19 protein-coding genes are annotated in these 26,255 nt (G+C 32.5%); 9 read left to right on the forward strand and 10 right to left on the reverse strand.

Going from position 1 to position 26,255, the window contains the following annotated elements:
* The first annotated feature begins 61 nt into the window (after nt 1-61).
* From ACFS3A_RS14710 to ACFS3A_RS14720, 3 genes are all read left to right on the forward strand, one after another.
* Nucleotides 62-472, forward strand: coding sequence for a group III truncated hemoglobin (locus ACFS3A_RS14710; protein WP_379826339.1), 411 nt, complete (start codon nt 62-64; stop codon nt 470-472).
* Nucleotides 473-559: 87 nt separating this feature from the next.
* Nucleotides 560-1,006, forward strand: coding sequence for a hypothetical protein (locus tag ACFS3A_RS14715; protein WP_379826340.1), 447 nt, complete (start codon nt 560-562; stop codon nt 1,004-1,006).
* Between the two features lie 137 nt (nt 1,007-1,143).
* A complete protein-coding gene (locus ACFS3A_RS14720) occupies nt 1,144-2,907 on the forward strand; it encodes an aromatic amino acid hydroxylase (protein ID WP_379826341.1) in 1,764 nt (587 codons plus the stop codon).
* A 211-nt stretch (nt 2,908-3,118) separates the two neighbouring features.
* Here the strand turns inward: ACFS3A_RS14720 and ACFS3A_RS14725 are convergent, their stop codons facing one another.
* The 6 genes from ACFS3A_RS14725 to ACFS3A_RS14750 form a co-directional block, all read right to left on the reverse strand.
* Nucleotides 3,119-3,748, reverse strand: coding sequence for a DUF4230 domain-containing protein (locus ACFS3A_RS14725; RefSeq protein ID WP_379826342.1), 630 nt, complete (start codon nt 3,746-3,748; stop codon nt 3,119-3,121).
* A 192-nt stretch (nt 3,749-3,940) separates the two neighbouring features.
* A complete protein-coding gene (gene tamL, locus ACFS3A_RS14730) occupies nt 3,941-6,256 on the reverse strand; it encodes a translocation and assembly module lipoprotein TamL (RefSeq protein ID WP_379826343.1) in 2,316 nt (771 codons plus the stop codon).
* Entirely contained in the window at nt 6,240-11,351 is a 5,112-nt protein-coding gene (locus ACFS3A_RS14735; RefSeq protein WP_379826344.1) for a translocation/assembly module TamB domain-containing protein, read from the reverse strand. The genes tamL and ACFS3A_RS14735 overlap by 17 nt, the downstream gene beginning before the upstream one ends.
* Before the next feature lie 249 nt (nt 11,352-11,600).
* Nucleotides 11,601-12,557 (reverse strand): GSCFA domain-containing protein, encoded by a 957-nt coding sequence (locus ACFS3A_RS14740; RefSeq protein WP_379826345.1) that lies wholly within the window; start codon nt 12,555-12,557, stop codon nt 11,601-11,603.
* A gap of 89 nt (nt 12,558-12,646) precedes the next feature.
* Nucleotides 12,647-13,441 carry a hypothetical protein gene (locus tag ACFS3A_RS14745; RefSeq protein ID WP_379826346.1) on the reverse strand — a complete coding sequence of 265 codons (795 nt, stop codon included), beginning with the start codon at nt 13,439-13,441 and terminating at the stop codon, nt 12,647-12,649.
* A 140-nt stretch (nt 13,442-13,581) separates the two neighbouring features.
* Nucleotides 13,582-14,382 carry a hypothetical protein gene (locus ACFS3A_RS14750; protein ID WP_379826347.1) on the reverse strand — a complete coding sequence of 267 codons (801 nt, stop codon included), beginning with the start codon at nt 14,380-14,382 and terminating at the stop codon, nt 13,582-13,584.
* 271 nt (nt 14,383-14,653) lie between these two features.
* Between ACFS3A_RS14750 and ACFS3A_RS14755 the strand changes: the two genes are divergently transcribed.
* Complete coding sequence (locus ACFS3A_RS14755; RefSeq protein ID WP_379826348.1) at nt 14,654-15,670, forward strand: matrixin family metalloprotease; 1,017 nt, start codon at nt 14,654-14,656, stop codon at nt 15,668-15,670.
* Between the two features lie 112 nt (nt 15,671-15,782).
* On the opposite strand, the gene ACFS3A_RS14760 is transcribed toward ACFS3A_RS14755, so the two are convergent.
* The gene (locus tag ACFS3A_RS14760; protein WP_379826349.1) at nt 15,783-16,568 is read right to left on the reverse strand and encodes a hypothetical protein; all 786 of its coding nucleotides are present in this window, start codon (nt 16,566-16,568) and stop codon (nt 15,783-15,785) included.
* Between the two features lie 273 nt (nt 16,569-16,841).
* Nucleotides 16,842-17,579, reverse strand: a complete 738-nt coding sequence (locus tag ACFS3A_RS14765) for a hypothetical protein (protein ID WP_379826350.1) — start codon at nt 17,577-17,579, stop codon at nt 16,842-16,844.
* A gap of 318 nt (nt 17,580-17,897) precedes the next feature.
* On the opposite strand from ACFS3A_RS14765, the gene ACFS3A_RS14770 reads away from it, so the two are divergent.
* The gene (locus tag ACFS3A_RS14770; RefSeq protein ID WP_379826351.1) at nt 17,898-19,643 is read left to right on the forward strand and encodes an ABC transporter ATP-binding protein; all 1,746 of its coding nucleotides are present in this window, start codon (nt 17,898-17,900) and stop codon (nt 19,641-19,643) included.
* A 280-nt stretch (nt 19,644-19,923) separates the two neighbouring features.
* On the opposite strand, the gene ACFS3A_RS14775 is transcribed toward ACFS3A_RS14770, so the two are convergent.
* Both ACFS3A_RS14775 and alaS read right to left on the reverse strand, forming a co-directional pair.
* A complete protein-coding gene (locus tag ACFS3A_RS14775) occupies nt 19,924-20,679 on the reverse strand; it encodes a hypothetical protein (RefSeq protein WP_379826352.1) in 756 nt (251 codons plus the stop codon).
* Between the two features lie 189 nt (nt 20,680-20,868).
* Nucleotides 20,869-23,508 (reverse strand): alanine--tRNA ligase, encoded by a 2,640-nt coding sequence (gene alaS / locus ACFS3A_RS14780; protein ID WP_379826353.1) that lies wholly within the window; start codon nt 23,506-23,508, stop codon nt 20,869-20,871.
* A gap of 278 nt (nt 23,509-23,786) precedes the next feature.
* Between alaS and ACFS3A_RS14785 the strand changes: the two genes are divergently transcribed.
* The 4 genes from ACFS3A_RS14785 to ACFS3A_RS14800 are packed head-to-tail and all read left to right on the forward strand — an operon-like array spanning nt 23,787 to nt 26,254.
* Nucleotides 23,787-24,764 carry a peptidoglycan DD-metalloendopeptidase family protein gene (locus ACFS3A_RS14785; RefSeq protein WP_379826354.1) on the forward strand — a complete coding sequence of 326 codons (978 nt, stop codon included), beginning with the start codon at nt 23,787-23,789 and terminating at the stop codon, nt 24,762-24,764.
* A gap of 48 nt (nt 24,765-24,812) precedes the next feature.
* On the forward strand, nt 24,813-25,145 hold the full coding sequence (locus ACFS3A_RS14790) for a MerR family transcriptional regulator (protein ID WP_091492704.1): 333 nt from the start codon (nt 24,813-24,815) through the stop codon (nt 25,143-25,145).
* Between the two features lie 34 nt (nt 25,146-25,179).
* Nucleotides 25,180-25,764: a LemA family protein gene (locus ACFS3A_RS14795; RefSeq protein ID WP_091492703.1), complete on the forward strand. Its 585-nt coding sequence runs from the start codon at nt 25,180-25,182 to the stop codon at nt 25,762-25,764.
* A 52-nt stretch (nt 25,765-25,816) separates the two neighbouring features.
* A complete protein-coding gene (locus ACFS3A_RS14800) occupies nt 25,817-26,254 on the forward strand; it encodes a TPM domain-containing protein (protein ID WP_379826355.1) in 438 nt (145 codons plus the stop codon).
* Nucleotide 26,255 lies beyond the last annotated feature (1 nt).

The raw sequence follows: 26,255 nt of genomic DNA on the forward strand, positions 1-26,255 counted from the left end.
TGTCAGCAAATAAAAAAGAACTTATGGCGTATTTTTGCAGCTTAACTTTAGAATAAATAAAATGGCAGATTTAAAAGATATTTCCACTATAGAAGACATTCAGCAAATGGTTAACAGCTTTTATGCAAATGTTAGAAAAGACGACTTGATTGGTCCTATTTTTAATGATAAATTACAAGATCGCTGGGAACCTCATTTACAAAAAATGTATAATTTCTGGCAGACAATCCTTTTTGATGTCCGTGCTTATTCCGGAACGCCTTTTCCTCCGCATAAACAATTGCCTGTTGACCAAACTCATTTTGACAGATGGATTGCTATTTTTAATACAACAATAGATTCACAGTTTGCAGGTCCTATTACTGAAGAAGCCAAAATGCGTGCTACAAACATGGCTTTTATGTTCAGTCATAAAATTGAATATTTTAGAAATGCGGAAAATGAATTACGAAATTCATCAGGTAAATCTTAAAAATATTTAGTTATAACTTGGTTAATGATTTAAATTAAATAAATTTGATTGACCCAAATTTTATCAAAAACCAATTCAATACTTACAATGAAAAAAGTTATTCTGCTGTTTCTAATCTGTTTCTCTTTTTTAAATCATTTAAACGCACAATCTCAATCCCGTATCTCCAATTTGTACAAAGGAACTATTGACGGAAAAACCCCTATAACAGTTTACATTCAAACAGAAGAAAATCAGTGTAATGCCGATTTAATGTATGCCGCAATGTATCGTTACAATAAATCAAATAACTGGATTCAAATTTATCCTACTCAGGGTAAAAAGAAAGAAAATGAATTTGTTATGGTAGAACACAATTTCACCGGAGTTTTGATTGTACAGAAAAACGGAAATACTTTCAGCGGTTTATGGATCAGTCCTGATGCTAAAAAACAATTAAAAGTAGAGTTCAAAGAAGCCGCAATGACTAAAAAAGACGCCGAAAAATATGAGCAGACAATGGAAAGAGTAAGTTTTGAAAATAATGACTGTTAAAAACCACGACTTACGTTTTCATTAAAAACCTACAAAAACGCAATAAAAGGCATTTTCGAATAAAAATATTGTGATAAATTACAAAAAATAGCGGTCTAAATTCGTAATTTTACATTCTAATCTACAACGTTTTCGAAATGAATCCAAATATTGAAACCAATCCGTTATTAGAAAGATTGCCTAAACATTTACAGCAATTTATCAAACCTCAGGATTATAGCGACTACACTCCTATCAATCAAGCGGTTTGGCGATATGTAATGCGTAAAAATGTCGATTATCTTTCTAAAGTAGCACATCATTCTTATCTGGAAGGTTTACGTAAAACAGGAATCGAAGTTGATTCTATTCCGAGTATGTATGGCATGAACCGAATTCTTAGTGAAATTGGCTGGGCTGCAGTTGCGGTTGACGGATTTATTCCGCCAAATGCTTTTATGGAATTCCAGGCTTACAATGTTCTGGTTATTGCTTCGGATATCCGACAATTAGAACATATTGAATATACTCCCGCTCCTGACATCATTCACGAAGGTGCCGGCCACGCTCCTATTATTGCCAATCCTGAATATGCAGAATATTTAAGACGTTTTGGTGAGATTGGATGTAAAGCGATTTCTTCTCATAAAGATTATCAGATGTATGAGGCAATTCGTTTGCTTTCTATTTTAAAAGAAGCCGAAGACACGCCACAGGAAAAAATCGACGAAGCTGAAAAAGCGGTTGCCGACTTACAAAATGATATGGGCGAATTGTCTGAAATGGCACAAATTCGAAACCTGCATTGGTGGACTGTCGAATATGGTTTAATTGGAACAGTTGAAAACCCAAAAATTTATGGTGCCGGATTGCTTTCTTCTATTGGTGAAAGTGCACATTGTATGACAGATAATGTAAAGAAAATCCCGTATGATATCTCGGCTGCCAATCAGAATTTTGATATTACACAATTGCAACCTCAATTATATGTAACACCAACTTTTTCTCATTTGAGTTTGATTCTGGAAGAATTTGCCAATAAAATGGCTTTACGCACCGGAGGTCTTTCGGGAATCCAAAAACTGATTCAATCGAATGCTTTGGGAACAATTGAATTGAGTACGGGATTACAAATTTCAGGCGTTTTTACCAATGTAATTGAAGAAGAAGGAAAACCGGTCTATATCCAAACTACTGGAAAAACAGCTTTGGCTTACCGCGAAAAAGAATTAGTTGGCCACGGAACCCTTACACACCCACACGGATTTGGAAGTCCGATTGGAAAATTGAAAGGCTTTAATCTGGCTATTGAAGATATGAGTCCTAAGGATTTACAGGCTTATAGCATTGTAGAAGGTGAAAAAATAAAACTGGAATTTGAAGGTAATATTATTGTAGAAGGTGAAATTATTACAGGATCCCGAAATTTACACGGAGAAATTATTCTGATTAGTTTTAAAAACTGTACGGTTACTCATGGCGAAACTATTTTATTTCAGCCGGAATGGGGTAATTATGATATGGCAATCGGTAAAAAAGTGATTTCTGCGTTTTCTGGTCCAGCCGATGTAAATAGTTTTGATCTAATTAATATTGTTCCTTCAACTAAAACAATCAAAGCAAAACATACTGATGAACGCGATGAATTGGAGCATTTATATGCAACTGTTCGTGAAATCAGAACTAAAAAAACTTCTAAAACAGAACTAAAAAGTGTTTTTGAAAAGCTTAAAGACAATCATTCAAATGATTGGTTGTTGTCTGTTGAAATTACTGAGCTTTTGAAGGATTCTGATGAAAAACAATTGCTTCAGGAAGTATTGGTTCACTTAGATCAATTGAAAGAAAAACGTCCTGAAGTTGCTCATTTAATTGTGGGTGGGTTGGATTTGATTTTTGATAATTTGCCACAAAGGCACTAAGGCGCAAAGATTTTTTGAATGCCTCCTGCTTTAGCTACAGGTATTCATTAAGAAATTAAAAAAAGGCTTTAGCCAAATATCATTTTTTTGGCTAAAGCCCTTCTAGGTGTCTTTTAATTTTCCTCCAGCTAAAGCAGGAGGCAATTCAATAAAAAATTTCAAAACATTATTTGATAGAAAAATTTGTGCCTTTGCGCCTTTGTGGCAAATCTCACAACTTCAAATCCTGAGTCAACTCGGTTTCCGATTCAATAGTTTTTCCGTTGTATTGCAGTTTCCACCCCATTGAATTGGTTAAAATCAAGATCTTAGACAATTCGCTTATTAATCGGTTTTGGGCGTTTGTTTTTAGGGTTGATTTTTCGATTTTCTTGGCTAAGTTTGCCTTTACCGATTTATTGATTTTATTATAATCATCTCCTGTAAACGGATTTAATTTACTTTGTTCCACATCATAAAACTGAATATCCGGATTGATTGTGATTTCTTCTTTCGGAATATTTAAAATTGTGATTGTTTTGTTTTTTTCGTCTATATCATATTTCATTTGATGCAGATCGTAAGCAACCGTAACATTTGCATTTACCACAACCAATGCTTTCTTTTCAAAAGAAACCATATCCATCAAATACTTCTGCTGATTTTTATAAGTAATAACTTCTGAGAAATGTCCTTCGGTGACAACTAACTTTCCAACATTTAGAATTTGCTGCTGAATTAAATTGGTATTATACTGAATATCTGAATCGTCTTCTTTTTTGAACTGGCAATATTTAAACCCCAGAACAATGACTAAAACGACAACTCCAACTCCTATAATTCTTTTGATTAAGTTTTGCATTCCTCTAAAATATTTTAGACCAATTTACTTCTTTTTTATTTTTTTTCGCCACGAATTTCACGAATTTCCGCTAATTTTTTTTAATACTTATTTTTTATTTTCTTCAAATTCCACTTTTAAAATTATTTATAGTCAGCATAGTGAATTTGTGAAAATTCGTGATCCCGATAGCTATCGGCAGGGGCAAAAAACCTAGAACGGATATCCAATCGCAATATTCAAAATCAAATTGTCTTTTCGCCAGGAACTGCTTCCGAAATTAATATCATCAATAACCCAGCGTTGTCCGTCTGGCAAAGAAGGATTTCTAAGCGGAATTGCTAAGTCTGTTCTCAGGATTAAGAATGATAAATCGAAACGTAAACCTGCTCCTGCTCCAACAGCCAATTCTTTCATAAAATCTTTTGAAATCTCAGCTCCCGGTTTATTAGGATCGGCATGTAAAAGCCAAATATTTCCGGCGTCTAAAAAAACGGCGCCTCTTACGATACTAAATAATTTTGCACGATATTCTGTATTGAATTCTAACTTTAAATCGGCTGATTGATCTGGTGTAAAATTATTGTTTGTTGGTGGCGGAATAACATAACTACCCGGTCCCAAAGTTCTTGCCCCAAAAGCTCTGATGCTATTGGTTCCTCCAACAACAAATTGTTTTGAAGTTGGCAGCGCATTCGAATTTCCGTACGCAAATCCGGCACCGAGGATTAATCTGCTGGCTAATTCACTTTCTTTTCCTAGTTTTAAATAATGTCTGAAATCAGTTCTAATTTTTACGTATTGACTAAACGGAACATCAAATATATTTTTAACATTATTGGGATAATCTGCCCCTGTAACCAAACCTGTAATATTTCCTGCCAAATCCAATTCACCGTTAAAATAGATGGTATTTTTTCGGCGTTTTTGCATTGTATTAGTGTAGGTGAAATTATAGGTTGGACCAAAAATCAATTGTTTTTCTATTACTCTTCTTAGCGCTTCATCTTCCTCAATATCTGCCATGTATTCTGGTGTAACATGATTTGGACTTACGTATGTTACATCAATTACATTCAATTGGTGTTCTTTGCGAATGTTTTCTTTCCATAAATAACCAAACGAAGTATTAAAAGAATTCAATGCATACAATTGTGTTCTTTTTTGATATTCGTAACGTATGGTTGCTTTTGTTCTCGGTACATATTCGCTGTTTCCTTCAATATTAAAAGGCGTAATAAATCGTGGCCAGGTCAAACTGACTTCGCCTCCGAGTTTATAGATATTTTTTCCTTTATTAGCACCTCCTAATTGAAAATCAGCACCACCAAAAACCGAAGCGGTAAATAGTTCTGCTCCTTTAAAAAAGTTTCGATTGTTCCAGTTTACGTTTAATTCTGTTCCGGTATAACTTGCCGAATTGGTTTTTCCGATTACTTCAACACGAATAAATTTCTTAGGCAAAAGTGTCAGATAATAATAAGAATTTAAAGCATTCGGAATAGAGTCTGAAGGTTTAAATTCATTTTTAACAAAACTGAAAGTGCCAAGATTTACAAATCGGTTTAAAGTCAAATTATGATCTTTTCGGTTGTAAACATCGCCTTTTTTAAAGTAAATTGTTCGGTCGTAAATTCTTGGTTTAAAGGTATCTGTCGTATCAATTATCGTAAAATCCTTGTATTGCGTAATATTTCTTTTTCTGTAAACCGCACTATCATTCGTAAGAGAATAATTTGGATACACAAAAATCTTGTCAATTTTATAAGCTGTCAAAGCCTTAACAGGTGTATCATCTTTTATAACCAATCTGATTTTTACTTCATGATCTCCTTTACTGCTGTCCACTTTTGCTAAAATATAATCCGGGTTAAAGTAGAAATAACCTTTTTCCTTTAGTCGCGCATCAATTCGTTCTCTTTCTGCTTTGATAACATCCAAATCATACGGATTTCCTACTTTCAGTAAACTTCTTCTATGACTTTTTGCAATGATCTTAGACATTTTCAAAGAATCATCTGGAAAAGTCACACTTTTTATTATGTATTGTTTTCTTGGCGTAACCGTATATTCTGCTGTAACTCTTTTATTACTAACAGTCGAATCAGCGCTGACTCTAACTTTAAAATAACCTCTGTTTTCGGCAAAGTTTCGTAAAACCGAAGCATTATAATCTAAATCGACCTGACTGAAAAGCACGGGCGCTTCTCCAACTTTATTGCGAAGCCAATATCTTGTTCCTTTTTCCTTTTTTGGTTCTCCGGCAAGATTGTAAATCAATAATTTCGGGCGTAAACCAAAAATTTGTTTATTCGGTTTTGGACGCAATAAATCTTCAAGTTCAGCCTCTAAAGCTTTTCGATCTTTCTTTTTCATAATCGAATCTTTTATGGTCACCGAACCTCCTGTGTAAAGTAAATCGCCCTCGGGAAGATATTTTGTATTACTGCAACCCACAACAAAAAACATAGAAAGCAGTGCGATACACTTTATATAAAATACTTTTATATGATTATGTTTTTTGCTCATTTCCTTTTATTTGATTTTCTTCTTCGTTCTCCTCCAGTTTTTCTTTTTCTTTGGCCTCTTGCTTCTTTTTCTTTTCTTTTTCCTTGCGAATTTTTTCTTCTCGAATTAATTCTTTTTCTTCTTCTGTACGATGAAAAAGCTCCCTGAACTTATTGTAACTCATTGTAATTACAAAAGCAACTCCAGTTTCTATAACCTGACCTTCAACTGCAACCTGATATTGATTTTTACGATACGCACGAACCATATATCTTCCATCTTTTGTTAGCTGATAATCTAATGCCACATCTCCCGCAATGTTTGTACTTTCTTCATTTGCTCGTTCCTGGCCTTCAACTCCAAAACTGCTTCCAACTGTGACTTTTAATCGATCGTCTAATAATTTTTTAGAAACCTCAACATTCAGATCGGTTCTGTTTTGCATGGTTCCTGTCGTATAATCTTCGGTTGATTCTAAATCGAAATTGACTTCAAATCCTGTAATTAAATCTCCTGCAAGATTATTTAATTGCTGCGAAAGAATCTTGCTCACACTTTGTCTTGCAAAAGATTCTGCATTTGTACCGCCGCTTTCACTTGAAAACGGATTTTCGCCCACAAATCTGTTCAGCAATAAAAGTGCAAAAACCTGTTTATTTAATTCTGCCGGGTCTTGTTCTAATTGTTTTAATTTCGCCTGAGTAAGTTCTACAACATCCGAAGAAACATTATAATTGCCTTCAGGAAGTACAATTCCAAAAGAAATTTCCGGTTTCAATAATTCTCCATTCATTTTCAGTAAAGTCTGAAAAGGAAGTTTCTGTTTGTATGTATTTTGTACCGTCTGAGATTCACCTTTTAATTGATTTCCTAACAAATCAATTGGAGCTGTATCTACTTTGTAAATCGCCGTAATATTTAAAGTTGCCATTGTTGGCTCACCATTCCAGGTAATAAAACTTCCTTTCTGAATATCGAATTTTCTTTTTATTCCATTAAAATTCATTTGATAAGCACCCTCCGAAAACTCATATTTCCCAGTCAGCGTTGTTTTTCCAGACTGATCGATTCCGCCAACTAGTTCTGCTTCTCCTTTCAGATTTAAATAATCGCCGTTTGCTTTGTCAATCAGCAACGTTAATTGTGCTTCTTTATCAATTGAAATGGCAACGTTTACGTTCATTCCTTTCAATTCTGACTGATTCAATTTATTCTGCATATCAACCGTTTGTTTGAGATACGCATTATCTTCATCCACAAATTCTACAATTCCTTCCCGATCTGCAATAGAAGGATCGGACTGCGGCATTACTACTGTAAATTTGGTTTCTTTATTGATTTTAAGTGTTCCATCAATTGCAGGACTGTCTAGATCTCCTTTGATATTTAATTTTGTATCTAAAAATAAATCTCCGTAGAATAAATCATTGTCTTTTGCCTTCGAATTAATTGCTCTAAAATCGTTTGCTTCAACTAATAAATCAAAATTGTATTTTCTAAAATCAGCCGATTTAATATTTCCGTTTACGTACAATTCATTATCATTTTCATCAAAAAGAGAGAACTTATCAAATGAAATAGTTTCGTTATTAAACGTAATTTTTTCGTTTCCAATTTTAAAATAAGAATTCAACTGCGTTACTCTGAAAGCGGCCTCGTTAAAATTCAGTTCTCCATCAATTTTTGGTGTAGCAGTATTTCCCGTTATTTTAAAATTCCCAGATAAATATCCCTTTCCTTCGGTGATATTATCCATACTGAAACCTTGAATGCTTTTAATATTCAGTTTATTGATATCAACATCAAAATCAAAATTTCCGGCATCAATTTGATAATCTCCCGTAAGTTTCAAGTCGTTTCCTTCGTCACTTAAAGCCACATTTGCAGACAGCGTATTGGCCGTTTTATTGTCTACTTTTATTTCTAAATCCCCAACTTTTTCACCTTTAAAAGTAAAATCATCTATTTTTAAATCTGAGGTAAAAGTTGGACTGGTCATCACATTTTCAACTAAGGCATTTCCATTGATTAAACCCTGCATTAAAAGTTCCTCTTTTTTAACCATATTCATAATGGTTTCGATTTTGAAATTTACAAAATCAACTTGCAAAGGTGCATTATCCTGCGTTCCCTGAGACTGAACTTTTAATTCATTTCCGTTATTGTTCAAATTGAATTTGTTCACATAAAGTCGTTTATCTCCAAATTCGATTGCATTTTCCGGATCAACATTCCATTTATCGTAATTTAAGATGAAATTTTCAGAATCTAATTTTAAGATGTTTTTAGAATCTTCTGCTTTAAATTCGCCAGCGATATAATACTGTTGCTTTTGCTTAGCATCCTGAACATCAAGCGCGTAAGTCAATATATTATTCTGTACTTGTCCTGTTAAACTTGTAAACGGAATTTTTAACGAACCGCTTTCAATTGTAGCGATTGATATAGAATATTCTAATGCATTTTCTTTTGCTTCAATATTTATTTTTCCGTCAGAAATCGTGTTATCAGCATAAGTAATTCTCGGAATTGTTCCTCGAACTTCTAAAGAATCTGTTACATTATTATATTTTCCTGTAATTTTAATCGGCTCTAAACCTGTCAGTTTTGGGACCAACTTAAACAAAATCGGATCGTTGTCTACTGTTAGCGTAAAAGCCAATCTTTGTTCGTCTGATTCTCCATTTACCTTCGGACTTTTCAAATCGATATATTTAGACAACGACTTTTTCATCGCTGCGGCAAGTGTCGTCAATTTGTATTTTCCGTCAACTTCCGCCTTTAAAAACTGAGAAGAAACTTTAATATTATTTCGCGTATTATCTGAAAATGCTATTACACGAACGGAATCCAAAACAATTGGTTCTTTGTCTTGTAAAATCTGCACATTCGAAAGAAATACTTTTCCGTTTAAGTAATCAGGATTACTATTGGTAATATCTGCATCGACATTTCCACGAAGCTTCATTGGTCCCGCGTGCAGATTCAGTTTTTCTAAATCGGCTATATCCAGGTTTAATTTTAGTTTTACTGTTGGGTATTTATCTTTTGTATCTCCTGAAGCTGTTAAATTGAAATTCAGATTTGGATCTTCCATTCCTGATTTCACTGCAAAAGAACCGTTTTCAATATTTCCTTTCAGCGTTAAATCTTTATACGTATATCTGTTGAAAACTGCTTTTTGAACAATTCCATCGACGAAAGCATTTGCCGTTTTAGGATCTAAACCATTTCCTTTAACTTTCGCTTTAAGCGTAATTTTTCCGATGGAATCATTTTTAATTAATCGGCCAAGATCAAACTCATTTAAGGAAACCGTGGCATCGTATTTTTCTCTTTTTTTAATACGTTGATCAAATAATGCATCCACTTTTGCATTTCCGAAACTGCTGTTTAAAGCCAGATTAGTTTTAAAGTTTTGAACCGAACCTTTAAATTTTCCCTGTAAATTTAACTGCGAAGGCAATTGAATATTTTTTGGAATTGTTCCAGCCGGTACAAACATATTGATGTCTTTTGCTGTGCTTGAAATCTTTTTAATATTCAAATCATAGTATGCTTTTTGAGCATCAGGAAGTCCGGCAATTTTCCCCGAAAGGGAAACTTTTGTAGAACCAATACCACTCATTTCAAACTTTGAAATATTTAAATCTTTTACTTTTCCGCTCACACGGCTGTCAACATATAAAATGGCATTTAGATTACTCTTAAACGGATTTGTTTTTTGCAGATCCGGTACAAACAATAAAATGTCTTTGAAACCAATTTTAGACTGATTTAAATTGGCATCAATGGCCAGATTTCCTAAATCTTTCTGCAATGCGTCAAGCGATTTGTATTCGGCTTTAACTTTATCCTGCACCAAGGTTTGCGGGGTTTTTAAATATAGATTTTCTAAGGATGCATTTTTTGGTCCGTAAAAGAAATTGGTTTTTAAAGCCTGAATCTGTAAACCACTTTTTTCGTTTGCAGTAAGTGTTTTTATATTACCCGAAATGGTATCATTTCCATAATATAATTGCTCTGCCTGAAAATTAAACCTGCTCAAATCGATATGCGCATAATCAATTCCTTTTGTCTTGGGTTTGGACTGCATATCATCAAATTTGAAAGCGATATTTTCAAGATTCGTTTCTTTTAATTTTACTTTCCAGCCCGCTTGTTTTATGGCTGTTGAATCTAATTTTGGAGTTTGAATTTGTTTGTCTTTTGCTCCGAGACGTAAATTTCCACTCAGATTTTTTACTTCGAAAGTATCAAAATCTAAAAGCTGTTTGTTTAGGTCAATTTCATTTACTGCTAAATTTAAGTTTCCTAAACGAATGCCCGAATTGAGTTTTGAATCTTTATTATCATATAAAATATCGATTTTAGATAAAGCTATTTTATCTAAAGCCAATTTAAAATCGGGACGTTTTGAAATCGTATCAACCGTTTTTACCGAAACCTCAGCAATTTTTTCGACTACATCCTGATCTAAAACTACTTTTAATCCGTTTAAATTGATTGTTGGAATATTAAAATCCATCTGATCGAGATCAAACTTTTTGAATTTGGCATCAAAATGAGTCAGGTTTACTCGAATATCATTTTTGGCAAAATCATCTTTAAAATTGAATTTAACCTTATCCAGATTTACTTTTACCACCGAAATCCTGAAAGGTTTTGCATCAGGATCCTCTACTTTTGGTTCTTTGGATTCGAAAGCTTTGATGATGTAATCAAAATTGAAAGCGCCGTCTTTGTTTCTTGAAATATTGGCTTTCACATTTTCTAGCGAAACAGAATTGATTTCCAGTTCGCTGCTAACCAATTTAAAAAGATCAACATCGACTTCTAATCTATTACCTGCCAGCAAAGTATCTTTTTTTTGATCTTCAAAATAGAAACCTTCCAGAACTACATCTTTAGGGAATTTAATTAATATTTTATCAAGAGAGACTTTAGTTTTTATCTTGCCTTCCAGATAGGTTATCGCTTTGTTTTTAACGAAATTTTGAACCGACGGAACCTGAATTAAAATGATAAGAAGTAATAAAAGTGCAACTACAGAAACCACGCACCACATGAGGATACGAAATGTTTTTTTGATAAAATAAGCGGGTTTCTTATTCATACGTCAATAAAATCGATTAGATTAATTGCTTCTGAAAAAAGCAGGATTACACATCTTACAAAAATGTGAATTTTAAACCTTAACAATTTACATAATTATGAGGAATTATTCTAAAATTTTATTGTTTGTTTTTTGCCACGAAGGCACTAAGACGCGAAGTTTTTTTTATAGCTGCGTGATTAATATCTAATGAAATATTTTTTCTTGCCACAGATTAAAAAAAATAGCTCACTAAACGTGCAGATATGATTAGAATTTAATATGAGGCAATTTTTCTCCCAATCGATTTATCTTCTGCTGGAGTTTTGCTAAGAATTTTTGATGCTGTTCAGATTCCGGATTGAAACTTCTGTGGCGAAGACTTTTTTGAATTTCATCTACTTCCTGCATTGTTGCCGTACTTTCTTGTGAAATATAATTTTCACTGAAAAGTTTCCAGATATAATCTATTGCGATTTGATTTGGATGCAGCATATCTTCGTTATAAAAACGATAATCACGGAGTTCATCCATCATGATTTCGTAGGATGGAAAGTATGCAGTGTTCGGCTTTGAGTGTTCAGTTTTTAGCACAGCATGCAAAGCGGTAAATAAATGCGATTTACTCAATTGATTTTCTACAAACCCATCTTTTATGTGTCGAACTGGAGAAATCGTAAAAATAAAATTGATTTTAGGGTTTAAAGTTTGAATCGATTTAATTGTATTTTGAATACTTTTTTGAATCGTTTCTGCGGATAATAATTCTTTTGAAAATTGTTTTTGAGGTACTTTATGGCAATTGGCAACTACTTCATCTTTTTCAAGAATTCTGTAAATCCAGGAAGTTCCAAAAGTGATAATGAGATGCGTTGCTTCTTTTAATTGTTTGTTCGTTTCTGAAATTGCTTTGTTTAAAGTTTCCAGCAATTCTTGTCTGTCGATATTACTTAAATCAGAATGTACTTCAAAAGAATGCCAGCGTTCATTGTGAAAGAAAACATCTTTTTCTTCAAACCATTGTTCTTTACAAACTCGTTCAAATAATTTGGCTATAGAAACCGGATTAAAGATAATTCCAAACGGATTGGTTTCGTTTTGAAATTTAAAGTAATCGAATTTATCTGCCATGTTTTCTGCAAAACAAGAACCAATGGAAAGTATCTTCGAATTATAATCGATTGAATTATTACTTTTTGAAATTGGAATCTGAGTTCTGAATTGCATGAGATTTTATTTGAACACGAATTTCGCCAATTATCAGCAATAAAAAAACCAAATACAGAAAGTATTTGGTTTTTCATGAATCCTTTAAATTAATAAGTATATTCTATTTCGTATTCAATTGAAACACCTGAACTATCGTATGAAGTAAATCTTGTTGGATAATCTTTATCATTATAAATATAACTTGTTAAATAAATAGCGGTATTAGAATGTTCAGAAGATTTGAAAGTTGTTTTTACAATATTATTTCTACCAATTTCACTGATTTCGTTTAACAGCAGACTAAAACCTGTTACGTTTCTAAGAGAATTATTTTTTGCATCGTAATCATAATCCCTGGTTACTGTTACAGAATTGCTGGTAATTTGCTCTTTTATAAGATTTCCATTTTTATAAGTCAAATTTCCTTCACTGCTTTTAATTTCTGCTTTAGAATCTTTATCAACCTTAAAATTTATATAAGAAATTGACTCGTTAGAAGTATGATTGTAAATCGTTTTCAGGATATATTGTCCATCAGGATATTTAGAAGTGATACCTTCCTTAAAAATTCTGTTTTTTAGTTTTCCGTTTTCGTATGTGTAAACAACTTCATCTGCTTTGGTTTCCTTTCCTTGTTGATCTACATCAAATACTTCTTGTTTGGTAATCAAATCGCCAGTATACGTAAATACCGTTTTTGAATCTTCATCGATACTGTTAACAATTTTATTTCCGTTATAAGTAAGTCTACTTGTGGTATTTGTTCCTAAATAAATATTAGGATATTTATAAGAAATTGTTTTTGGTAAAACAGAAGTATCTCCTGATTCAGCACCGTCTTCACTGGTACAAGAACTTATAATTAGAGATAATCCAGTAAAAAGGATTACTAGTTTTTTCATTTTTTAGCAGGTTAGATTTGTTGTCTCAAAAATAAATCAAACCTATCAAAAAAAGCAATAAAATCTTACCTTATTTTAATATAAAAAAAACTTTTTGTAGCAATTCTGGAAATTAAGCATAAAGCTAAAACAAGAAAACCTCAATAGATGTATTCTGTAATATTGATAATTCTACCTGTATAATCGTAAATTGTTTGTCTTGTCGGATACCCTTTTTTATTGTATTCATAAGTCATTGTATTTGCACACGGTTCGAATACAATATTTCCGGAAACAATTGGAGAATCAGTATGTCTCGTCAGATTATTTGGTGAAGAGATATTGACTTCAGAACCAAAAATATTCTGACCCAAAAGCAGCTTAAATCCTAATACATTTTTGAATGCATTATGCTGTCCGTCATATTGAAATCGTGAACAAGTTATTACATCATTATAACCCCAATTGGAAACCAGATTTATTAAATTTCCATTATTAAAAGTCAAAACACTCAATCCTGGATTTTTTGACTCTTTTTTAGTTTCAGTGTCAAAAATGTAAGTTTCCATATTGACTGAACCATCATCATTTTTACTGTAAACAAATCTTGTTCGTTCTCCGTTCATTATTGTAGAAACTGTCTTTAAGCTTTCATTTTCATATTCGTAAAATGTCTCAGAGTATTTGACTTCTTCTCCATTTATAATATTGTATTTTACTTCACTTGAAATAAAATTACCATTGTACGAATAATCAATCTTTTCAAATTTATTGCTGACTTTTACGATCCTATTTTCATCATAAAAAATAGTTGTCTCAAAATTCCCTGATGGATTGTCTGGATATATTGTTTTTAAAACTTTCGGCAGAATCCTGTTTTCACTTGCCGCGTACTCTTCTGTAGTGCAGGAAAACAAACTCAAAAAAATAATTGTACAGCAATAACATAAATGCTTTTTCATGCTTATTTATTTAATTCATTTACAAAAAGAATCTTTTAAGTAAAAGACACTTTCCACTAAAAGACATAATTATAACACTATAAGACATACTTAAGACTGGTCTTAAAAAGATATTTCCTGTTCTTTTAACTTTGCCTTTTTCTTTCAAAAATTAAATATGCGACAAGTTTCTAAGCTGTTAATTCTTTTTTTATTTTCAATATTTTTTTCATGCAATAATGAAGAAAATCAAATCATTGAAAATGAAATGCAGCCTTGCAATTTTAATTTTATGGATTCAAAATTTGATCCTACAACAAAACCAAATGCTGCAATTATAACCTGGCCAAGATGGCAAACAGGACAAACTATTAAAATTAAATTTCTGGATGGAGATGCCATCGTTCAGGAAAAAGTAAAAAGTATTGCAGGCGAATGGACAAAATATGCCAATCTAAAATTTGAATATGTCAGTGCAAAAGAATATGCCGATATTAGAATAGGTTTTAACGTTGGTAATTATGGAGCCTGGTCTCTTTTAGGAATGAAATCGGCTTATGGTAACACGAGCGAACAATCTATGCGCTTAGGTCCGTTAACATCTTCCAGTGAAACATCAATAAAAAGAACCATTTTACATGAATTTGGACATGCATTAGGACTCATTCATGAAAATGCAAGTCCCGTTGCAACCATAAATTGGGATTTACCAAAAGTATACCAATATTACAATGAATTAAATGGATGGTCAAAAATCGAGGTAGATCAATTTGTTATAAAAAGCCCGGAATCTACTAATTACAGTCAGTACGATCCTCTTTCCATAATGCATTATTATGTTCCTGCTTCTCTTACCACTAACGGAGTGGCTGTCAACGAAATGAGCGATTTATCAATAACAGACATTATATCCATAAATAAATGGTACCCCTTTCCTGTTAGATCTGTTATAGAATCCGGAGAAAGAATAGATTTTGTTCCCTGGACACAAGCTATAAAATCTTCTAATGAATTGTTCGTTTTAGAGTTCGATTTTGGAATGCTCTCCATAAAAGATTTAGCCAATAATAGAATAATCTGGCAGGAAGGAAATTCAAGATACAGTAATCGATCTTCTTGTTATTTACAATTAGACGGGAATTTGGTTATCAAAGGTCATACTTCCGGTTTTACTGCGCCTGAACAAATAACCTGGACCTCTGATACTCCCGGATTTCCGGGTGCAACCTTACATCTGCAAGATGATGGAGATCTTCAATTGATTTACAATGGAGTTGTAAAATGGTCTTCTAAAAAAGGGAAAATATAATACTAAAATAATACCTTTTTATTCACAAATAAAGTTCAAATTCAAGTAAGATCAAAAAAAATCCCCAATCAGCTTTTAACTAATTGGGGATTGTTTTTATTTAAAAACTAAATTAGTAAGCAATTTCTAATTTGTATGAATCTTGTGCATCACCAGCAAATATCTCAGTAGCGTAATTACTATTGTTGTATTTATACTTAGTCTCTACAGTTGCAGTTTGAGTAACTGCACCATTACTGCTATAAGTTACTGTAACATTTTTTACTGTATTATTTGCTGAATAAAAGTCAAATCCAGTATTAAAATCTAAATCTAATAAAGCTTTTACTCCAGTAATGTTAATAAACGGGCTTTTTTTAGTATCAAAAGTACTTGTTATTTTTTCTACCAATACTCCATCAATCAGCTCAGAAGAAATTATATTTCCATTTGTAAGAGTGTAAAGAGTAGTTGTATCATATTTAATTTCTTGTCTGTCGATGATTTGAGATTGGTTCACATTAACTGTTCCGTTTGCGTTATAAACAAAAGTTAATTTATCCTGAATACTTTTATTAGCTTCTCTTGTAGTAATTTTAGAAACAAGCTTTTCACCATCATAAGCGTAAACTTCTGTAGCGTATAAAACTCCTGATCTAAACAATTCAACTTTAGTAATCTGATTCCCTGTATAAGTATAAGCAGATCTTGAAGCATCTGAAAGAGAGATTTCTTTCAATTTGTTTCCGTCATAAGACAAAGTGTAAGTAAGACTTCCAGATTGTCCATCTTCTACAGTTGTTTCAGTAATTTTTTTCGGTAATAATACTGCATCTGCAGATTCTGATGAAGAATCATCACTTGAACAAGATGTTAAAACTAGTGCTAAAGCACCAAAAAGGCATAAAATTTTTTTCATTTTGATTTGGTTAAATTTGTTTTTATTATTCGTGACAAACCTAACACAACCCCAAAGCAAAACCTTACGGGATTCCACATCAAATAGTATAATATAATTTACACATTTCTTAATGCTCTAATGGCTAGCAAAATAAAAAGAAAATTATTAATAATAAATTTTACTTTTTTTAGAAATATACCCTTATTTAAATTTTTTATTAAATAAAAACGCCAAATCAATTGTTGGTCAATCGGAATTTATAAATGACTTTCTAAAACATTTACTGTGCATTTAGTAGCTATATTCACTAATTTCACCAATACTGCCGTCTTTTAAAATAGTCGTTTTTTTAGATGGATATCCGTCGTCGTTATATTCATATTCTACTTTATAAAGACTCTTACCTGACACACCAAAATTATCTTTGAAGGTATAAGTATTCGTAATCAAATTGTTTGAAGTGTACTCTATATTCATTAATAAATCAAAACCCGTGACATTTTTAAAAGGATTATTGTGATCATCAAATTCATTTTCATAAACATTATTTAAGTCTATCAAATCCTCTAATTTGGCCAGATTACCATTTACAAAAGTCATTTTATAGCTTGTACGGATTTTTATGGTATATCCTTCCGGAATAGTCTCAGCTTTACTATTTTCTTCGCTTTTTACAGTTCCATCTGCATTATAGGTATAAACAGTCTCTCTTGTACTTTTATATCTATCGTTTTCTGTCTGCACAAATGATGAAATCATTTTTTTACCAGAATACTTATAAGTTGTCTCCACTATTTTTGTTGTTGTCGGCCCTGCTACAACATAAGATACTTCCTTTATAATCTTATCTCCGTCATATACGAATTTTGTCATTTTATTGTTTTCAGAAATACTCACCAGTTTTTTTCCTTGATAGGAATATGTCATTACTGAATTTTCTGAAGGGTTTTTAGGGTTTGTTATTTTGATACTTTTCGGTAAAATCGCATTGGTTTCCTCTAATGCATCTTCACTAGAACAGGAAGACATTAGAACTAGAATTAAAAATAAAGAACTAAGAAAGAATACTGTTTTTTTCACTTTTTGACTGGATTATAATGTAACACAAACATAGTCCAACTAAATTTTAAAATAGTATAAAAAATGATCTAATTTTAAACGAACCACTAAGATACCGCAACCTAAACTAATATAAATGATGAAAAAAGTAGCAAATCAATTTCTCGCCATTAAGTTTTTTATGCTGCGAAGTATTAATCCTAAAATTTACATTTTTAATAACAAAAATGAACTTCACAAACTAAAACAATTCCTTACTTTTGCATCTTCCATTTTTTTAAATCACTTATGAAATTATTATATACTTACATCATCAAACATAAAATGCTTCTGTTTTTTGCTTTGATAATGGCTACTATTAACATTTGTTTCAGTTTATCAGACTCCGTAATTACAGGAAAACTAATGCAGGACTGCGGTGTCGGAATTACAAAATACAAAGGAAACGAAATCGGATTTATTAAATCTTTAGCCTTTTGGCTTGGTCTTTCGCTTGGTGCTGCGATGATTTCCAGAATTACCAAAAACTTTCAGGATTATTTTACGAATGTTGTCATCCAGAGAACCGGTGCTCAAATGTACACCGATGGAATCAAAAAATCGCTTGATCTTCCTTATGCTGAATTTGAAGATCAACGAAGCGGTGAAACTTTAAGTAAGCTGACTAAAGTTAGAATCGACTCTGAAAAACTAATCACACTTTCTATTTCTTTAATTTTCCAAACTATTATAGGTTTCATTTTCGTTATTGTTTATGTTGCACGAATTGATCTTCGTATTTCAATAATCTTCCTAATTACAGCTCCAATTATCGCTTTGGTAAGTTTGTATTTAGGAAAAAAGATCAAAATTGTTTCCAGGAAAATTGTCAATCAAACCAACGCTCTTGCAGGTTCTACAACAGAAAGTTTACGAAATATCGAATTGGTAAAAAGCCTTGGTTTAACCTATCAGGAAGAAAAACGTTTAAATCTGAATACTTTTAAAATCCTTCAGTTGGAATTGGAAAAAATTCGTTTTATCAGAAGTTTGAGTTTTATTCAGGGAACAACCGTACATTTTTTAAGAACTTGTGTTGTTTTTGCTTTGTATTATTTCTTATTTGGAGGAAAAATTATCGTTGGAGATTTATTGACAATGGTCTTTTTTACTTTCTTTATTTTTGGTCCTTTACAGGAATTGGGAAATTTTATTATTGCTTTGAATGAGACAAAAGTTTCTATGGAGAATTTTAAACACTTATTAAATGCTCCAAAAGAGTTTCGTCCAACTAATCCAAAACATGTTGGTGCAATTCAGAAATTACTTTTCTCTAATGTAAGTTTTCAGCACAGAACTGCTAAATTTAAAGCGGTTGAAAACATCAATTTCGAAATAAAACAAGGACAAACCGTTGCTTTTGTTGGTCCGTCAGGTTCCGGTAAAACTACTTTGGTAAAATTGCTGGTTGGATTGTATACTCCAGCAGAAGGAGAAATTCTATATAACGACATCGATTCTACAGACATTGATTTATTAGACCTGAGAAAACAATTAGGTTTTGTTACTCAGGACGCACAATTATTCTCCGGAACGATCCGCGAAAACTTGTTATTTGTCAAACCAAATGCAACAGATGAAGATTTATACGACGCTTTAAAACGTGCAAGCTGCGATAAATTACTAAAACGTGCCGAAGACGGGCTAAACACCACAATCGGAGAAGGCGGAATCAAAGTTTCCGGTGGTGAAAAACAACGTTTGTCTATCGCCAGAGCAATTCTTAGAAATCCAAATTTATTGATTTTTGATGAAGCTACTTCTGCTTTGGATTCGATTACTGAAGAAGAAATTAATGCTACAATCAGAAATATTTCAGATAAAAACAGAATCACAGTTTTAATTGCACACCGTTTGTCTACTGTTATGCACGCTGACAGAATCTTTGTTTTGGAACAAGGTAAAATTATTGAGCAAGGCAAACACGAGGATTTAATTGTGGAGAAAGGATTGTACTATGCTATGTGGCGCCAGCAGATTGGTGAGCGAAAATAATTTTAAGACTCTAAGGTTCTAAGAGACTAAGATTCTGAGTTATCTATAAAATTGCCTCCAGCTTTAGCTTGGATGGATAATAATATAAAGTTGAAGGGCTTTAGCCAAACGTGATAGTTTGGCTAAAGCTCTTTTCTAATAATTCTTATCTTTTTCATCCAACTAAAGCTGGACGCAATTAAGTATAACTTAAAGATTGATTTTTTACTAAAATTACAATCCCTATAGAGTTTAAAAATGTTTTATTAAAAAATGATAAAAGTTTTTTTGGCTTCTTAATTTATTTATAGCTGTATTCTATAATTTTATTAGGTAAAATTAAATTAGAAGTCATTTTTACAGGATACCCCTGATTGTTATAAATATATTCTGTCTTGTAATTCCTAGTATTTAAAACACTTCCTTTAAATATATCTGTACTAGTTACTTCTACAATATTGTTGATAAAGATACTATAACTACCATGCATTAATAATTTATATCCCAAAACATTCTTAAAAGGATTACTTTTTGTATCATATTCAAATTTAAGCTCTCCCATACTATCCTGATTATGATTGTATGTAACTTTTATCAAATTTCCATTTACAAAAGTATATTCCTCCTTTTCTTCTCTTTCTTGTCCATTAGAATAAAATGAATTTATTTTAACGTCAACCGTACCATTATCATTATAAGTAAAAAGTCTAGTCTGTTTATGACTCCCTTCTATGTGAGTTTCTAAGAATAATTTATCATTCTTATAACTATAGGAATACTCATCATTTTTTACATCTTTTCCTTCCTTTTTAAAATATCTGGTTTGTTTAATTATAAAATCTCCTTCATATTCAAATTCAATTCTTCCTCCTTCACCAATTAAACTTTTTATTTTATTTCCATCATAAGAAACCTTTACTAAACTATCAGTAGAAGTTTTTATGTCAATATAATTTATTGTCTGAGGCAAAATTAAATCAGAATTCTTTTCTTCTGAAGAGCAAGAGCTCAATGTAATTAGTAAGGCTAATAAAAAATAAAACAAACTTTTTATCATAATCATTTAAGTTAAAAATTATTCGGTAAAAGAAAAGATATTCGTTTTGGTTTAATTACTTTAAAAGTTATTAAATCATCACTTTAAGACAATTTAGAATTATATATACAAAGCCCGACAGGTTTTAAAAACCTGTCGGGCTTACTTTTATAAAAACTTAGCCTCTTAGAAGCTTAGTGTCTTAGAATTTTATTTAACAAAATCCACTGCTTTAGCAAGAGCCTCAGCAATTCCATCAACATTTTTACCTCCTGCAGTTGCGAAGAAAGGCTGACCTCCACCTCCACCCTGGATGTATTTCCCTAATTCGCGAACCACTTGTCCTGCGTTTAGGTTTTTGGCTGCTACGATTTCTTTAGAGATGTAACAAGTTAGCATTGGTTTTCCTTCATGAGCAGTAGCAAAAACTACAAATAAGTTGTTATAAGAACCACCCAATTCATAAGCTAAATCTTTTGCTCCTTCCGGATTTAAATCTACTTGTTTTGCTAAGAACTGAACTCCGTTGATTTCTTGCAATTCTTTAGCTAAATCAGCTTTCATATTTTTAGCTTTATCTTTTAATAAAGCTTCTAATTGTTTTTTCAACTGTGCATTTTCATCTTGTAAAGCTAGAATAGATTTTACAGGATCCTGAGCATTTTTAAGTGCTTCTTTTATTTCAGCTAAAGAAACAGCTTGTGACTCAAAATATTCTTTTGCTGCTTCACTAGTGATTGCTTCTATCCTTCTAATTCCAGCTGCAACAGCTCCTTCAGAAACAATTTTGAAGTGCCAGATATCAGATGTATTCGCAACGTGGGTTCCTCCGCATAATTCGACAGAATCACCAAATTTAATGGTACGAACTAAATCTCCGTATTTCTCTCCAAATAAAGCAATTGCTCCATCTTCAAGCGCTTGCTCTTTCGGAATTGCTCTTTTTTCGATTAATGGCAAACTCTCACGGATTCTAGCGTTTACAAAGTTTTCTACTTCTAACAATTCTTCATCAGAAACTTTAGAGAAGTGAGAAAAGTCAAAACGTAATGAAGCATTACGAACCATCGATCCTTTTTGCTCAATGTGAGTTCCTAAAATTTTACGCAAACCTTGGTGCAATAAATGCGTAGCCGAGTGGTTTGACGAAGTTTTTGCTCTTTGATTTGCATCAACAACAGCATTAAATGTTGCTGTAATATTTTCTGGCAACGATTGTGTTAAATGAATCGTTTGATTGTTTTCTTTCTTTGTATCAATGATATAAATAATATCTCCGTTTTGAGATTCCAAATATCCTTTATCTCCTGTTTGCCCTCCGCTTTCTCCGTAAAATGGAGTTGCATTGAAAACCAATTGGAAAATTTCACCATCTTTTACACTTTCTACTCTACGGTATTTCGTGATTTTTACTTGCTGAGATAATCTGTCGTATCCAACAAATTCCTGAATATCATCTTCAACAATTACATTCCAGTCTCCAGCTGTTACTTTTGATGCTGCACGAGATCTTTCTTTTTGTAATTGTAATTGTTCCTGAAATCCTTTTTCGTCTAATTTCAATCCTTTTTCAGAAAGAATTAAAGCGGTTAAATCGATTGGAAAACCGTATGTATCATACAATTCGAAAGCTTTTTTACCGTCGATTGTGTCTCCTGCACTATTTAAAATTACAGCATCTAAGAGAATCAATCCCTGATCTAATGTTTTCAGGAATGAATTTTCTTCTTCACGAATTACGTTAGAACAAAGTGCTTTCTGCGTTCTGATTTCCGGGAAAGAATCTCCCATTTGTTCGCTTAAAGTTTCCACCAATTTAAAAATAAACGGTTCTTTTGTTCCTAAGAAAGTAAATCCGTAACGGATAGCACGACGCAAAATTCTACGAATTACATATCCTGCTCCCGTGTTAGATGGCAATTGTCCATCGGCAATCGCAAATGCTACAGCACGAATGTGATCTGCAACTACACGGATTGCAATATTCATTTTATTTTGTTCTTCACTAATGCCTGTTACATCATTAGTTGTATATTTTGCCCCTGTAATCGTTTCGATTTCTCTAATTAAAGGCATAAAAACATCAGTATCATAATTCGATGTTTTTCCTTGTAAAGCCATACACAAACGCTCAAATCCCATCCCGGTATCAACGTGCTGTGCTGGAAGTTTTTCCAAAGAACCATCCGCTTTACGATTGAATTCCATGAATACATTATTCCAGATTTCAACTACTTGCGGGTGATCATTGTTCACTAAACTTTTTCCGGAAACTAAAGCTTTTTCTTCTGCAGAACGTAAATCAACGTGAATTTCAGAACAAGGTCCGCATGGTCCCTGGTCTCCCATTTCCCAGAAATTATCTTTTTTGTTTCCAAGAATAATTCGGTCTTCATCGATTAATGTTTTCCAGATATCCCAAGCTTCTTGGTCAAACGGAACGTTATCTTCTTTACTTCCTTCAAAAACAGAAACATAAAGATTCTCTTTTGGAATTTTATACACTTCTGTCAATAATTCCCAAGCCCAGTTGATCGCTTCTTTTTTGAAGTAATCACCAAAAGACCAGTTTCCTAACATTTCAAACATAGTGTGGTGGTAGGTATCAATACCCACTTCTTCAAGATCATTATGTTTTCCTGAAACACGAAGACATTTTTGCGTATCGGCTATTCTTGGACTTTTTGGAGTTCCGTTTCCTAAGAAAAATTCTTTAAACTGGGCCATTCCCGAGTTATTGAACATTAAGGTTGGGTCGTCTTTAAGTACAATAGGAGCTGAAGGAACAATAGTGTGCCCTTTACTCTCAAAAAAATCTAAAAATTGTTTACGTACGTCTTGTGATTTCATATTTAAATTAGAAAAATGTGTCAATTTTAATGTGTCAATTTGAAAATTAGATCATTAGCAAACTTATTCATTTGATGATGCGTTAAGTTTTTTATAATGAATTCAAAAAACTTATATTATAAACAATAAATTGTCTATTTTGCGCATTATCTAATGATAAAATAGCCCCAATATCTAATCATTAATTCTTGTAAAAAAAGTGCCGAACTGCTGAAACATTTTACAGCTCTGTTCGTCTAACTTATTTTACAAGCTGCAAAAATAGCGTATTTTAAAATATGGCGAAAGTAAAATATTATTACGACTCAGAAAATCTGGCTTATACAAAAATTAAAACCAGAAAAAGAATAAAAATTGGTTACGCAATACTGTTTTTAGTAGCTTCGGCATTGTTTGGTTTTTTAGTTTTCGTTCTTTTAATTAATACGCCTTATTTTGAAACTCCGAAAGATCGTTTACAGGCACGTGAGATTGAAAATCTAAAACTTCAATATTCCATTTTAAATAAAAAATTAGATGAAATTGATGCGGTCGCAGATGCCTTGGAAGAACGAGACAATAATATTTACAGAATCTATTTTAATAAAGCTGAAATCCCGGATTCAATTAGAAAGGCTGGTTTTAGAAACCCGGAGAAATACAAAACTTTAGAAGGCTATAATAATTCACAACTGGTTTTAAATACAACAAAAAGAGTTGACAAAATTTCTAAACAACTGGCCATTCAGTCCAAATCTTTAGATGATATTTTAAAATTAGCAGGAGCTAAAGAAAGTTTATTATTAGCGATTCCTGCCATTCAGCCTGTTCAGAATGAAAACCTAAAACGAGTTGCTTCCGGTTTTGGATACAGAATCGATCCTTTCACAAAAGTAAGAAAAATGCACAACGGAATGGATTTTACTGCCAACACAGGAGCTCCAATTTATGCCACAGGCGATGGCGTGGTTGCTAGAGCAGATAATACTGCTTCCGGATATGGAAATCATGTCGTAATCAGGCACGGTTTTGGTTATGAGAGTTTATACGCCCATTTAAGCAAATACAATTGTAAACCCGGACAAAAAGTCAAAAGAGGCGATATCATTGGTTACGTAGGGAGCACAGGAAGATCTGAAGGACCGCACTGTCATTATGAAGTTCACAAAGATGGAAAAGTAGTAAACCCGCTTAATTTCTATTACGGAAATATTTCTGCTGTAGAATATGTGGCCATTTCACAAATGGCAAATCAAGAAAATCAATCATTAGATTAATATTGCGAAAAAATAGTATTTTTGAAGTAAAATAGTAAAAAACAAATCATGCATATTGAACTTTCTAAAGACAAAAGATATTACAGTATTGGCGAAGTAGCCAAAGCTTTTAATGTCAATGCCTCTTTGATACGATTTTGGGACAGCGAATTTGATATCCTGAAACCTAAAAAAAATGCAAAGGGAAACAGAATGTTCACACCCGAAGATATTACCAACCTGCAATTAATCTATCATCTTGTAAAAGAGAGAGGTTTCACACTTGAAGGCGCCAAAATACATTTAAAAGAAGGACAAAAGAAAACGTTAGATAAATTCGAAATAATACGTAAATTAGAGTCCATCAAAACACAGTTAAACGACATCAAAAACGAATTGTAATTAAAAATAGAAATAAACTTAAATCAAAACAAATATGAAAAAGTGGTTAATCCCTGTAGGAATTATTATAGCGCTTATTGCTATTATCGCATTTTGGTCGATTGGTATTAAAAATACTGCTTTGCAACACAGCCAGGCTGTAAACAAAGAATGGGGAAATGTTCAAACGGCTTACCAAAGACGTAATGATCTTATCGGGAATTTAGTAAACACTGTAAAAGGTGCTGCAGACTTTGAAAAAGGAACTTTGACAGCAGTAATCGAAGCACGTGCAAAAGCTACATCTGTAACAATTGACCCTAGCAATGTAACTCCAGAACAATTGGCAGCATTTAACCAGGCTCAAAGCGGTGTTTCTTCATCTTTATCAAGATTATTAGTTTCTGTTGAACAATATCCAACTTTGAAAGCTAACGAAAACTTCCTAAAATTACAGGATGAATTGGCAAGTACAGAAAACCAAATTTTGACTGCCAGAACTCGTTTCAACGAATCGGTACAAACGTACAACGGATATGTTTTAAAGATTCCTAACAACTGGTTCTTAAGCGAATACAAAGAAAAACCATACTTTGAAGCTTCTACAGGTGCAGACAAACCAGTTGAAGTAAAATTCTAAGAAGTTTTAGAAATAATCTAAAAGCAACAATCTTAACTCTAAAATCATTTCCATGTCAAAAGTAGAAGATTTTTTAACCAAAGAAGAAGAACACGAAATTGTTGAAGCTATTCGTATGGCTGAAAATAATACTTCTGGCGAAATTAGAGTACATATAGAAAAAACAACTTCTAAAGCTCATTACGATAGAGCTTTAGAAGTTTTTCATGAATTACGAATGGACGAAACTAAATTGCAGAATGGCGTATTACTCTATTTTGCGGTTGAAGATAAAAACTTTGTGATTTGTGGAGATAAAGGAATAAATGATTTAGTAGCAAATGACTTTTGGGATTGTACCAAAGACATTATGACCAATCATTTTAAATCTGGAAATTTTAAGCAGGGAATTGTTGATGGTATTTTGAATGCCGGAGAACAACTCAAAAAATATTTCCCATCTCAGGAAGATGATATCAATGAATTATCTAACGAAATCTCAAAAGGATAAA

The sequence above is a fragment of the Flavobacterium notoginsengisoli genome (assembly GCF_042686225.1).
Lineage (GTDB): Bacteria > Bacteroidota > Bacteroidia > Flavobacteriales > Flavobacteriaceae > Flavobacterium > Flavobacterium notoginsengisoli.